Raw genomic sequence first — 1,999 nt, 5'->3', positions numbered from 1 at the left:
AAATCAAGCCTTCGCAGGTTATGCGAGGGCTTTTATTATGTAATATTGTGTGCAGCTTAATGTGTCCTATCCATGAGACAATGCGCAGGTTGATACAATTTTTATAATTGATAGACGTCTTAAAAGCCAGCCTGGATTCCGGTTCCCTTTTTTGTAACCGGATCAATTCCGTAATCGGGAGTTAATAATCGGATATACGGAGCATAGCATTTTGATCATTAAAAATAAGGCAGTACACGGACTATATTTCCGATGACCTACCTTATGCTGGTGATGAGTGTCGTGAAAAAGCTCCAGCCACTCTAGTACTATCTTTGAAAACCATTGGAAAACAAACGAATACTTTGAAAAAAATAGAATATTATTTTAAAAACACGTTAAAGGATGTGGTTTTGTGATTAAACATGTATTAATCGCTTTTTGTTTTGTTTTTCTATTTTCATTAGGATTTGTATCTGCGCAGGATATTGGTCCTACTGATCAAATCGTTGTATGGACTCAAGCTATTTCTAATAATCCCAATGACGCGATCGCTTATTTTAAGCGCGGAAATGCTTACTATCAACAAACCCAGTATGATTCTGCTATTAGTGATTATACAAAGGCCACTGAGATTAACCCTAACTATGCCGCTGCCTACGTTGCTCGTGGATATATATATGACATCAAAAAAGCGCAATACGATCTCGCTTTTGATGATTATAATAAAGCCATAAGCATCGACCCGCATTACTTTGCTCCTTATCTTAATCGCGGATGCTTATATATTAAAAGAGGCCAATACGATCTGGCAATTCAAGATTTTGATAAAGCAATCGAACTAGACCCAAAATCTTCAAGCCCTTATTTTTGGAAAGGTTCAGCCTTAGAGAAACAGCAAAAATATAGCGATGCAATCGCTTTATACAAGCAATTAATCTCAACTTCACAAGATAAAGTTGCTATCGATATTGCTAAGTCTCGTATTAGGATGTTAGGCGGAGTTGTCGAATAAAAAGCTTAAAACATAAAGGACAGATGGAAGAAGCTATTCTTCCATCTGTCCTATTTTTTCTATGAGCAAAGCATAGGCTAATCGAATATCATTGAAAACAAGCCTTCGCAGGTTATGCGAAGCTTTTGTTTGGCCAAAGTCGGCAGTATAGTTTCACGGTCTTGCCAATAATGCTGATCAGCCTAAAACCTAGGGATGGATATACCGGGCTAAATTTAACTTGCGGCAGGGAAGTTAAAAAGTATTCCTTGCCTCGATCTAAAATTCTGGGACTTCAGGATAGTAAAGATTGTACTATTATGTTACAATGAGGGCGATTATGGGAGTAATGAGAGGTTCTGGCAATATGTATTCATACTATACAGGTTTATTAATTCTGGCCAGCATTATGAACTTGTTTTTGGCTTTCTATGCATACTGTCATCGGCGGGAAAGTATTGGTGCTAGAGCGTATATTGCCTTAATCGTCGCAATATCCTTCTACTCAATCGGATATGCTTTTGAAATAACGAGCGAGACGATTAAAGACATAATATTTTGGTTAAAAATTGAGTACATCGGCGTATCGTTTTTCCCTGCATTGTGGCTGATGTTGGTCTTGGAATACACCGGAAATGAAAGATTTTTAACCCGTCCGCTGATTGCGGGTTTATTTTTTATTCCGGTAATGACTTTTCTCTTACACTATACCAACGGATTGCATCATTTGTTTTACAAAGCAATTGAGATGGAAATGAGAAATATATTTTCTATAGCCATTCTTGTTAAAGGTCCGTGGTATTGGGTAAATTTAGTTTATACATACTTTTCCTTTATATATGGTAATTATCTTCTTGTTCATATGTATCGAAAAGTTTCGGCATCGTATAAACTGCAAGTATAAGCGCGCAAATAGTCTCGGAATTTTCCGCATTTATTTCTGGAAAAAGCACTTTATAAAATTATGTATAAAATTTCATATTGCGCGCCAGAAAGCTTAAGAAAAAATGTCATTTAGTTTTAGAA

Annotated in this window: 2 protein-coding genes; both read left to right on the top strand. The window is 36.4% G+C overall.

The window, feature by feature from the left end; all coding sequences use genetic code 11:
* Positions 1 to 394 precede the first annotated feature (394 nt).
* Entirely contained in the window at positions 395 to 994 is a 600-nt protein-coding gene (locus ABFC84_07825; protein ID MEN6412657.1) for a tetratricopeptide repeat protein, read from the top strand.
* A 319-nt stretch (positions 995 to 1,313) separates the two neighbouring features.
* On the top strand, positions 1,314 to 1,877 hold the full coding sequence (locus tag ABFC84_07820) for a histidine kinase N-terminal 7TM domain-containing protein (GenBank protein MEN6412656.1): 564 nt from the start codon (positions 1,314 to 1,316) through the stop codon (positions 1,875 to 1,877).
* The last annotated feature ends 122 nt before the right edge of the window (positions 1,878 to 1,999 follow it).

It is taken from the genome of Veillonellales bacterium (genome assembly GCA_039680175.1).
GTDB lineage: Bacteria > Bacillota > Negativicutes > JAAYSF01 > JAAYSF01 > JBDKTO01.
The sequence above is the reverse complement of the archived record's forward strand: the minus strand, read 5'-3'. Positions and strand labels throughout refer to the sequence as shown.

Coding starts and splice junctions, on each gene's coding strand:
- ABFC84_07820 (MEN6412656.1), top strand. CDS start 1,314: ATGGGAGTAATGAGAGGTTCTGGCAATATGTATTCATACTATACAGGT.